General features: G+C 62.6%; 9 protein-coding genes and 1 pseudogene. 4 read left to right on the top strand and 6 right to left on the bottom strand.

What is annotated here, in order from left to right:
• The 5 genes and pseudogenes from ACEK02_RS14705 to ACEK02_RS14685 all read right to left on the bottom strand — a co-directional run.
• Positions 1–694: pseudogene (locus tag ACEK02_RS14705) on the bottom strand (hypothetical protein); the annotation flags it as partial.
• A gap of 73 nt (positions 695–767) precedes the next feature.
• Complete coding sequence (locus ACEK02_RS14700) at positions 768–1,010, bottom strand: hypothetical protein (protein WP_371422411.1); 243 nt, start codon at positions 1,008–1,010, stop codon at positions 768–770.
• Positions 1,004–1,258 (bottom strand): hypothetical protein, encoded by a 255-nt coding sequence (locus tag ACEK02_RS14695; protein ID WP_371422410.1) that lies wholly within the window; start codon positions 1,256–1,258, stop codon positions 1,004–1,006. Before ACEK02_RS14695 ends, ACEK02_RS14700 begins: the two co-directional genes overlap by 7 nt.
• Positions 1,259–1,260: 2 nt before the next feature.
• Entirely contained in the window at positions 1,261–1,659 is a 399-nt protein-coding gene (locus ACEK02_RS14690) for a hypothetical protein (RefSeq protein ID WP_371422409.1), read from the bottom strand.
• Between the two features lies 1 nt (position 1,660).
• The gene (locus ACEK02_RS14685; protein WP_371422408.1) at positions 1,661–2,176 is read right to left on the bottom strand and encodes a hypothetical protein; all 516 of its coding nucleotides are present in this window, start codon (positions 2,174–2,176) and stop codon (positions 1,661–1,663) included.
• Positions 2,177–2,297: 121 nt separating this feature from the next.
• Here ACEK02_RS14685 and ACEK02_RS14680 point away from each other — a divergent pair, with 121 nt between their 5' ends.
• Together ACEK02_RS14680 and ACEK02_RS14675 are read left to right on the top strand one after the other, a co-directional pair.
• Positions 2,298–3,737 carry a tyrosine-type recombinase/integrase gene (locus tag ACEK02_RS14680; RefSeq protein WP_371422407.1) on the top strand — a complete coding sequence of 480 codons (1,440 nt, stop codon included), beginning with the start codon at positions 2,298–2,300 and terminating at the stop codon, positions 3,735–3,737.
• Complete coding sequence (locus ACEK02_RS14675; RefSeq protein ID WP_371422406.1) at positions 3,734–5,545, top strand: hypothetical protein; 1,812 nt, start codon at positions 3,734–3,736, stop codon at positions 5,543–5,545. Before ACEK02_RS14680 ends, ACEK02_RS14675 begins: the two co-directional genes overlap by 4 nt.
• 121 nt (positions 5,546–5,666) lie before the next feature.
• On the opposite strand, the gene ACEK02_RS14670 is transcribed toward ACEK02_RS14675, so the two are convergent.
• Positions 5,667–6,793, bottom strand: a protein-coding gene (locus tag ACEK02_RS14670; RefSeq protein WP_211258307.1) for an IS3 family transposase whose coding sequence is annotated in 2 segments (ribosomal slippage) — positions 5,667–6,562 and positions 6,562–6,793 — 1,128 coding nt in all. Because the reading frame shifts where the segments join, the coding sequence is not laid out codon by codon here.
• Positions 6,794–7,092: 299 nt separating this feature from the next.
• On the opposite strand from ACEK02_RS14670, the gene ACEK02_RS14665 reads away from it, so the two are divergent.
• Positions 7,093–8,934, top strand: coding sequence for a hypothetical protein (locus ACEK02_RS14665; RefSeq protein WP_371422405.1), 1,842 nt, complete (start codon positions 7,093–7,095; stop codon positions 8,932–8,934).
• Complete coding sequence (locus ACEK02_RS14660; RefSeq protein ID WP_371422404.1) at positions 8,931–9,353, top strand: hypothetical protein; 423 nt, start codon at positions 8,931–8,933, stop codon at positions 9,351–9,353. Before ACEK02_RS14665 ends, ACEK02_RS14660 begins: the two co-directional genes overlap by 4 nt.
• Positions 9,354–9,449 lie beyond the last annotated feature (96 nt).

Below are 9,449 nucleotides of genomic sequence, written 5' to 3'. Positions count from 1 at the left end.
ACGCCTCGAAACAGAGACTTACCGTGAGACGAGACACCATCTGCAAACATAAGAAGAAGCAGCTCGACTTGGGCGGGACCGGCAGGCCGGCGGCCTCGATGCGCGCCGCGCATTGGTCGCGGGTCCATTTCCATTCGCGCAGCGGATAGCGGCAATGGAAGAGCGGATCATCGATGTTGGCGGCGTGGGCATAGCGGCGCGTGTCGGCGGGCGATGCATCATAGCCGATCAGCCGTGTGACCTTCTGGCCCCTCGCCCACGCCGCCTGGGCCGGGGCCCACTGCTTCAAGAAGGCGTCTTGCGGAGCGACCTTCCATTTGAGCGAGCAGCTGTGCCGCCCCAGACTGATGCTGGGGAGCGTCGCATTGGTCAGCACGTTCGCGAGGATCGAATAATAAGGCGGCCAGTGCTTGAAGCGCCGGGGCACGTAGCGGACCACCTCATAGGGAATGCGCCGCGCCGCCATCCAGGCGGCGATCAGCTTTTGATATTCATAGGTCTCCGGCTTCTCCGCTCCAGGATCGGCGGTCAGAACGAGATCCGGTGCCTCGCCGCGCGCTTCGAGTTCGACGAGGAGCGCGGTCGAATCGACGCCGATGCCATAGGCAAGAACGATCGGCGGCGGAGCGCCAACGGTGAGATAGTCGATCTGCCTTGGCGCGGCGGCAGATTGGATGATCGGAAGGACTGACATCGGGAGGCCTCGGTCTTGAAAGGCGGCAAGTCGCCGCCTCTTCAGCCCCCCCTCCCCTTGTCAGCGCGCGGGGTCAGCGCGCGGGTCGCCCGCCGCGCTGGAGGGCCTCGGCGAGGCCCTGGATGTCGGCGATCGCCATATCGAGCCTGCGCACCGCCTCTTCGGCGCTGTCGCACCCTTCGGTCGAAGCGAGCTCGATCATAAGGAAGGCGAAGAGCGTGTCCCCGGCCTCCCGGGCCTCCTCGACGTTTTGCACATGGGCGAAGTCGCCGCCGCCGTAGACGTCGGCGCAAGCGCGCTGGAACGGGTTCAGCATGGCCGGGTCTCCTCATCGAGGGTTGCGAAATGGGCCCAGGACGCTTCGATCGCGGTATCGAGCGTGGCACAGTCGGCGAGCGGTCGCGACGCGGCGCCATCGGCCGTGATGACACGCGCGTTAGGGGTCCAGACTGGATCGGCCAGTCCCTCCGGCCAGTTGTGGAAGCCGTGGGGATAGGCGGTGATCGAATAGGGCGCCCATAAGCGCGGGTGCAGGCGCGTGTAGCGGGCGACATAGATGGACATGATTAATCCTCTCGATCTGAAGGGAGGACCGTCTGCGGCTCGCCCAGGAGGATGACAGCAATCGACGGCTTTTCGTCGTCGGGAAGTTTGCGGCTGTCGAAGACCTGGCGACCGCCAAGGCCGATGGTCAGCATGTCGAAGGCCGGCGATCTGCCGCCATTCGCGTTCGGAATGGTCGCACCGCGGTCGTGATACTGGATGTCGACGAAGCTGGGCGGCGCACCGCGCTGATACTCGCCGAAGAAGAAGGTGATGCGCCGGCCGTCCGTCGTCTTGGCACTGATCGTGAAGTTGCCGTCCGGAATATCGATCGGGAGGGTTGGCACATCGTTGAACCGGGCAAAGCCGATGCTCTCGGCATCAGCCGCGGTCATGACGGGCAAGGTCGTGATGTCGGCCATATCAGATCTCCTGCGATGGAAAGAGTGGAAGCGTCGGGTGGGCGAGCGGCAGCGCCTTCGGATATGGCAGGCGCGGAAGCATGCGGCCTCGGCGGCGCGCCTCGCGGGTGAGCTCGAAACAATAGGCATAGAGCCCGGCCTGCTGGTGGCGGACGAGCAGCCGCTCGCGCTCGAGCCGCCAGAGCCACGCGGCAGGATCCTCGAGCGTCGCCGGCTTCGGGAGACCGAGGGCCACCAGCTGGTCAATCGCGCCGGCGTGACCCTGTTCGCCAAGACGGATCTTCGAGAGGGTTCGCCCCGAGATCGTCTTCCCGGCGGCGCACAGCACGGTCCTGGGTCTGGTCACGGTGCGGTGCGCAGCCGAGAGCGCGCAATAGACGCGGCCGATATGGCCGGCACCGGGATCGCTGTAGGATACCACGGCCTCGATGTTCGGCCGCTCCCGGCGAAGATGCCGGAAGGCGCGGGCGACGAAGAAGCTCTCGCCGTTCTGCGGATATCCTAACTCTTGTGACATGCCTTACTTCATCCCCCTCCCCTCCTTCATGGCGTGCTACTCTTCGAGGGCGAGTGGGGAACGTCGTTGCAGTGAAGCAACCACTTCACGTTCTTCGTCGGGCTCGAGCCCGACGAAGAACGTGATCGCCGATGAGGAGGACAGTATCGTCCAGCTGTATTTCACGGATCGAAGCGCCTTACGGCGGTCGGCTATTATCGACGGTACCGTGTTCAGTTTATCCGCCGAGGAGATTGCCGCAGCCGAGGAGGAGGGCCTGGTAGATGGGATACCGTTCATTCTGGGTGCGGGCGGATCTTATGATCATCGTCTGAACGCGTTCTTCCGCGCGTGTCCGACGATGGGCGTTCGATCGCTAAACAGCCTGCGTGCCTACGGTCGCGATATCTCGGTCTGGATGCGTTTTCTCATCGAGCGGCGCCATGGCAAGGCGATCTGGGGCGCTGATCGCAATGATATCGTCGCTTTCCACCGGGCGCGGCGCCTCTCCGAACCACCGTTCCGTATTTCGGCCGGGAGCTGGAACCGATGCGTCGCGGTGCTCGAGAAGTTCTACGGCTGGGCCGTGCTGGAGGGGCATGTCGCCGTCTCACCTTTGGGCTCCGCGGATACGAGCCGTGTGGTGCAAGGCAAGTTGTGGCGTTCAACCCGTTCCAGCGCACGGGAGCGCGCCGCTCGGGCGCACAACATGCTGTATCTCGATCTTGATCGGTATCTGGCCTTTCGGGATGTCGGGCTACGCGGACGCCTCCCTGATGGAACGGAAGATCCGAGTTGGCGCGGCAGGAACGGCGATAGGAACGCGTTGTTCGCCGAGTTGCTGGTTACGACCGGCATGAGGGTCACCGAGGCGGGAAGCATCCTCGTCGTCGAGCTTCCCGGCCAACACGAGGGCATGCCGAGGTCCATCCAGTTCGACCTGCCCGGCTCGATAACAAAGGGTAATCGTCCCAGGCGGATCAGGCTCCCGCGCAGAGTGTTGGCGCTGATCCATGGTTACGTTGAGTTCGACCGGCGTGTAGCTGCAGCGAAGAGCATTCCGGCGCCCGATCCCATGTGGACGCTTTCCATGAACCGGCGTTCGGCGACCGGCGTTGATGGTCATCACGTCGCGCTGGATCGATTGACGCCGATTGAACGTCGATCGCTCCTGGACCGGGCCTCCGACAGTCCAGAGCACGCTCTCCTTTGGTTGACCGAGACCGGAAGGCCGATGCCGGTCGCGACCTGGGAGATTGCCTTCACTCGAGCGAGTGAGCGATGTCGTCGGTTCGGGATCGATATCGCCGTTACACCGCATATGCTCCGGCATACGTTCGCGGTGAACATGCTCTCCATGCTCATACGCACCCAGATCGGTGCTGTCTTCCAGCCGTCTGATCGCCACGGCGCTGCCTATCGGCACATTCTGGGTGATCCGCTGCGGACGCTGCAGCATTTGCTGGGTCACGCAAGCATCACCAGCACATACATCTATCTCGATAGCCTCGCTGAAGCACAGGAGCTCGTCGAGGCGGCAGCGGAGCGTTGGTCTGATGCCGTTACCGGATCCGCTGCATGAGCGAGCAGACGTTCAAAGGGCCTGGGCGGTACGCGCTGTTCGCCGACGGCTTGCCGGACCCCGGGGAGGAGGCGCGCACCGCGATCGATAGCCTTTATGTCAGCGTCTCGCTGGCCGGCCGGACGGCGAACATCGATCTGCGCGCTCTTTCAGACCGCAGGGCGCTTGCCCATTCGTTCGCCGCCGCGATCTGGGCAGCGTGCCAGGTTGGTGGCCCGGCCGGCACCTGTTCCACCGCACGCTATTATGGCGGTACGCTCAGGACATTCTGGCGCTATTTGCGCGAGCGACGGCACGATGTGCAGAGGGTCGATCACGTAGATGTAGCCGCTATTGATGGCTTCGACCAGTGGATGGTCGATCGTGAAGCGCATCCCAACGCCCGGGTAAACAGGATGACGATGTTCGTCAGCCTCATGCGCATTGTCGCGCTCCTCGAGCCTCGTTGCGTTTCCGATGAGACGAAGAGTCGTCTTCGATATCCGAGCTTGCGCCAGGGAGTCCCCTGCCGGCCCAGGGACGCCTATAGCGACTACGTCACCGCAGCCTTGCGGGACGCCGCACGTCGGGATTTTCAGGTCATTCGAGCGCGGCTGTCGTCGCCGGCGCCGCTGGTCCCGACTGGTGACAAGTTGATCGATTCTGAAGCGGCCGCGTTGGCCGTCATCGATGATCAGGGCACCATTCGCTATCGGCACGCGGCCTTTCTTCGGTATCGGCGATTCAACCAACTTGCCGGCGGCACCGGGGCCCTTCTCACGAAGCTCCATAGTCAGCGGCACCTGATTATGGAGGATATCGTCCCGCTTCTTGTGCTGCTTTCACTCGACACCGGGGTTGAGATTGAGTGCCTGCTGGACCTGAAGGTGGATTGCCTGAAGAACCCGTCGGGCGGTTATGTGGAGCTCGAGTATTGCAAGCGACGCGCGCGAGGCAGCGAGTGGAAGCGCGTTCGCGTCCGTGATGAAGCATCGTCAACGCCAGGTGGCATGATCCGGCTGGTGGTAGGCTGGACCGATGCCGCGAGGAAGCATGGCGGCTATGACACGCTGTGGGCGCACTTCCACAGGAAGTTCGGTCAGTTGGCGGCGCGGCCGCTGACGCTCTCTACGTTCGCATCGAGTTGGGCACAGCGTCATGACCTGGTCGACGACAACCAGCATCCATTGCGGCTCGACATGACGCGCCTGCGCAAAACGCACAAAGCCGCATGGTACAAGCGGACGGCGGGCCAGATGCGACGGTTTGCGGTCGGACACAGCATCGAGGTCGCAGCGGACCATTACGCAGATATTCCGGCGCTGCGGCCGATCCACGAAGCTACCCTCGCGGCTGCCTTCACTGATGCACTGGAGGCGGCCTTGCAGCCCTTGGTATTAACACCAGCGGCGGAGGTCGAAGCACTTGCCGGGCGTGCCGAAGGGATTCCGGTCGCGCCGGATGAGATAGCTCCCCTTTTAAGCGGCGAACAGGACGTCTGGCTGGCGAGCTGCGGGGGTTTCTACAGGAGCCCGTATGGTTCTGAAGGTGCGGCGTGCCCAGTGCCCTTCTGGGGCTGCCTAGAGTGTCGGAACGCGGTGATCACCGTTCGGAAGCTGCCGGCGCTGCTCGCATTCGAGGCGTTCATGGTTGGGCAGCGCGCGGTACTCCTGGATGGTGATTGGCAGATCAAGTTCAGTCGACCCTATCGCCGTATCGTCGAGCAGATATTGCCGCGCTTCTCCGCGGTCGAGGTCGAAGCTGCCCGAGGGGTAGCTGGAGCGACGGCGGATCTGATCTATCTTCCTCCTGAAGCGGGGCTGATGTGAGACCGCTCCGTCCGAGAGAACTAGTCGGTCGCTCGAAGCAGTCTACGATCTATGCCCAGGATGAGGTCGTGCTGGCGGGTCGCCTGGACTTGTAACGGTTTTGTGCCGGTCACCTATCTCATTAAGCCACCTTGGCTTCGAAGGCGAGCGGGCTGATGCCGCCCAGATATGAATGGCGGCGGCGGGTGTTATAAAATCCGTTGATGTACTGAAAGATGGCGGCTTCTGCCTGACGCCGCGTCGGCCAGCTCTGCCGCCAGATGAGTTCGGCCTTCAGGGATTTGAAGAAGGTCTCGACGGACGCATTGTCGTAGCAATTTCCCTTGCCGCTCATCGATGGACGCAGGCCATAGGCCTGCAGCTTTTTCTGATAGTCGTAAGAACAATATTGGCTGCCACGATCCGAATGAAAAAAGCAGCCTTCCGGAGGCTGGCGCAGGCGCACCGCCATATCCAGCGCTCTGATCGCCAAGTCCTTCTTCATTCTGTCGCTGACTGCCCAGCCCACGACGCGACGGCTATGCAGGTCGAGAATGACGGCAAGGTAGAGCCAGCCTTCTGACGTCCAGATATAGGTGATGTCGCCGGCCCATTTACGGTTGGGCGCATCGGCGGCAAAATCGCCGTCCAGCCAGTTCGCTGCGACCCCCAGTCGATGGTGGCTATCCGTCGTAACCTTGTGCTTGCGCGTGCGGACTGGCTTGATCCCGTTGATCTTCATCAGCCTCCCGACCCGGCGCTCGCCAACATCGAGCCCCACCTCCTTCAACTCCATCGTCATGCGAGGACGGCCGTAGCTGCCAAGGCTCAGCCTGTACTGTTCTCGGATATGGGCCAGCACTTTCATATCTGTCCGCTCCCGCCTGCTAATCGGGCGCGAGCGCCAGGAACGATAGCCGCGTTCACTGACATCCATGACACGGCAGAGCAGTTCAACGGGCCAACGATGCCGCCAGCTATGCACAAAAGCGAACTTCACGGCCTTTGGCTCGCGAAGAACTGCGTGGCCTTTTTTAGCACTTCCCTCTCCTCCCGCAGCACACGGTTCTCAAGACGAAGGCGTTCATTCTCACGCGCCAGATCTGCCTGCGGCGCTGCCACCAGGTCAGATGGCCGATACTGTGACACCCATTTGCCCAGCGTCGACTTCCCTATCCCCAAATCCGATGCAACCCTGTCGCGGGGTAACCCGCTGGTCAGTGCAATCCGCACCGCCTCCTGCTTGAACTCTTCTGTGTGCTTGATCATCTCGTCGGTCTCCTGTTGCGAGCTCTAATCGCTCAGGTGACCGGCGCAAATCCGTTACAAGTCCACGCCCGCTCCGTCCCGGGACGGACCGGGCGGCCCTCTCCCGCTTTGGTGATGACGTCTGGATGTTCGGCCCGGCCATCTTTCGGGTCAACGCGCGCTATGACAACTGCCGAGTAGATTTCGGACGTATCGAGGACCCCGCCGGGCGGCTGCTTGCCAAGGAGTATGTGTTGGCCCGGCTCCGGGTCTCTACACCCGGTCATAGACATCCATGTAATCCGACGATGGTAGCGCCGATGTTCGCGCATCTGCTCCATTTCGTCGCCTTCTTGCACGAGCGCCTGGGCGGCGTGAGCCTTCCCAAGGTCGATCAGCGTTTCCTGGACGCCTATTTGCACCACGCCGGCGATAATGGGCGACGTTCGAGCATTCAGCTCGTCAACTATGTCCGCTTGGCGATCGATATGCATCATCTCGCGCCATGGCTGAGTGGCGGCGGGATAGCGGTCCTGCCGTGGCACGGTCGCAGCGCTTTCGAGATCGTGCGCTATCCGAGAAAGCCGCGCACCGAGAACACTACACCGCGGATTCCAGAACCAGTCATCGGATCGATGCTCTCATGGGCGATTCGCTATCTCGACATATATTCGGCCGATATTCTTGCGGCCCGCAATGAGTTGACCGCTCTCGAGGTGCGCTGTGCGGCCATGATGATGGCCGACGGCAAGCGGGCATCGTCTGCAACCTACGAGGAGCGGCTCAAGCTCTGGCTTGATCAGCGTCACGCCGCAGGACGAGGCGTGCCGGTATGGGAGAAGCTGCCCCATATGGCGGATCGCGCCGGGATAGGCGTCGATGGTAATGGGGGCCAGATCAACCATGTGCTGGTAGGGCTGCATGTCGGCAACAGTCGATCGGGCCGGATCAGCTCGACGCCGCGACTGGCCAGCGTCATTTCAGATGCCATAGCACGCTCCGGAGTGGAGATTGGGGGCATGGACACCCCGATCTCGATTGATCCGGACACCGACCATCCTTGGCGGCCACGGTTCGACGCCCGAAGCTTGGTGCGCGAGGAGCAGATGCTTCAGGGCGCCTGCTATCTCATTTGCGCCTATCTGACCGGCATGCGCGACAGCGAGGTTCAGGCGATGTTGCCCGGCTGCGTCGATATAGAGCGCAGCGCGGATGGACTGATCGAACGCTACCGCGTCCGGAGCACGGTTTACAAGCATCGAGGCGCGCAGGGCGCCGCTGCGGATTGGGTAACGATCGAGCCGGTCGCCAGGGCCGTTCGCGTTATGGAGGCGTTGTCCGCACCGGCGCGGGAGGCACGTGGGCTCGGGTCGTTGTGGGTGACACTTCGTCCATCGATCTACACCGCCGATCATCTCGGCAGCCGGGCCAAGCATATCCTCAACCTGTTTCGCGACGGTCTCTGCGAACGCGGCGAGCAAGGGCTCGGTGCTCATGACGGCGAGGCGCCTTGGCGTTTCGATACGCGCCAGCTCCGACGCACTATCGCCTGGTACATCGCCAACCGACCGTTCGGCGTCATTGCGGGTAAGATCCAGTATAAGCATGCCTCGGTTGCGATGTTCGAAGGCTATGCGGGTTCACCCGAGGGGGATTTTCGGGACGCGATCGATCGCGAACTCGCCATCGGGCAGCTCGACGATATCGTCGCCCATTTCGAGACGTACGTCGCTGGCGGACAGTTCGGTGGGAACGGCGCAACGAAGATGGCGAAGGTATTCGATGATGCCCATGCAGAGCTTCAGGAGCTGTCGCCCAATGTGATGGATCGCGCGAGGCTGCGGAAGATGCTCGCCCATCTCGGCCGTACGCTCCATGTGGGCTTTCTCAATGATTGCCTGTTCGACCCCACGACGGCGCTATGTTTGGGCGGGACAGAGCGGCAACGAGAAGAGCCGATTTTGTCGAGGTGCATTCCGGATCGGTGTCCGAACGCATGTCTGGACGAGCGGCATCGGGCGCCTTGGGAGCAGTCGATAGCCGAAGGAGAGCGGCTGCTCCGCGACGGGCGCCTCTCCGCGAACCAACGCGAGGCCATCATCCGCGACAATGAGCGGAAGCGCCGGCTGATTGCGCCGCTTTCAAAGGGAAGGAAGCCATGAAGCCGATCGGTGCCAAGAGCGAGGAAGCGTTGCGCGCCGCGATGGCCCGCCTGCTCACCGGAAGACCGCAGCGCACTGATGGCAAGCTGACCGTCGCGAACCTTGCTCGCGAAGCCGGCGTGAGCCGCGCGACCGCAAATCGTGCCACGGCCGTGTTGGCGGCTTTTCACGCGGCGGAGCCCAGGTTCAAGGCCGGCACGGCTGTGTCTCTCAAGGCGCGTATCAAGGAGCTCGAAGCTGAGTTGCGCGCTGTGCGAGGTGGCGAGATCGCCCTCGTCCGCGCTGATAATCATACTCTTGCACAGCAGATTCAGGCGCAAGCGCTGCTACTTGCCGCGCGCGATCGGATTATCGACGGGCTCAAATCCGAACTCGTGCGAACCGGCGGCTCCAACATCGTGCCGTTCCCGCGCGGCTAGTTTCGAAAGGTAAGACGGCTTGACTGTTCAGATAAGCCGCCCACCGCGTCGGTGAGGATGAGGCGCGCAAGGACGCAACCGCTTTCGGGGTCATCG

The sequence above is a fragment of the Tardiphaga sp. genome (assembly GCF_041424195.1).
Taxonomy (GTDB): Bacteria; Pseudomonadota; Alphaproteobacteria; order Rhizobiales; family Xanthobacteraceae; genus Tardiphaga.
This window is presented reverse-complemented; position numbering and strand designations above follow the sequence as displayed.

Bases quoted from the DNA above. Each gene is read 5' to 3' on its own strand.
- ACEK02_RS14700 (WP_371422411.1), bottom strand. From the start codon at position 1,010: ATGCTGAACCCGTTCCAGCGCGCTTGCGCCGACGTCTACGGCGGCGGC.
- ACEK02_RS14695 (WP_371422410.1), bottom strand. From the start codon at position 1,258: ATGTCCATCTATGTCGCCCGCTACACGCGCCTGCACCCGCGCTTATGG.
- ACEK02_RS14690 (WP_371422409.1), bottom strand. From the start codon at position 1,659: ATGGCCGACATCACGACCTTGCCCGTCATGACCGCGGCTGATGCCGAG.
- ACEK02_RS14685 (WP_371422408.1), bottom strand. From the start codon at position 2,176: ATGTCACAAGAGTTAGGATATCCGCAGAACGGCGAGAGCTTCTTCGTC.
- ACEK02_RS14675 (WP_371422406.1), top strand. From the start codon at position 3,734: ATGAGCGAGCAGACGTTCAAAGGGCCTGGGCGGTACGCGCTGTTCGCC.
- ACEK02_RS14665 (WP_371422405.1), top strand. From the start codon at position 7,093: ATGTTCGCGCATCTGCTCCATTTCGTCGCCTTCTTGCACGAGCGCCTG.
- ACEK02_RS14660 (WP_371422404.1), top strand. From the start codon at position 8,931: ATGAAGCCGATCGGTGCCAAGAGCGAGGAAGCGTTGCGCGCCGCGATG.